Origin of the sequence: Paraburkholderia sp. SIMBA_030 (assembly GCF_046535245.1) — a bacterium.
Lineage (GTDB): Bacteria > Pseudomonadota > Gammaproteobacteria > Burkholderiales > Burkholderiaceae > Paraburkholderia.
Map to the genome: position 1 here is coordinate 1 of NZ_JAWRXB010000672.1, position 267 is coordinate 267.

The 267-nt window shown below is 62.2% G+C and carries 1 pseudogene; it reads left to right on the forward strand.

From position 1 onward, the window contains the following. Positions 1–267 (forward strand): annotated as a pseudogene (tdh, locus tag SB772_RS41650) (L-threonine 3-dehydrogenase); the annotation flags it as partial.

Sequence of the window (267 nt, forward strand, 5' to 3'; positions counted from 1 at the left end):
GCGTGATGGTGCCTTTGCCGAGTTTGTTGTCATCCCCGAGACGAACGTGTGGGTCCACCAGGACGAGTCCGTCACGCCGGAACTGGGGGCCATCTTTGACCCGTTCGGTAATGCCGTCCACACGGCGCTCAGTTTCCCGCTGGTGGGCGAGGACGTCCTGATCACCGGTGCCGGGCCTATCGGGCTCATGGCAATCGCCGTCGCAAGGCATGCAGGAGCCCGAAAAATCGCTATCACTGATGTATCCGCTCCACGCTTGGAGCTGGC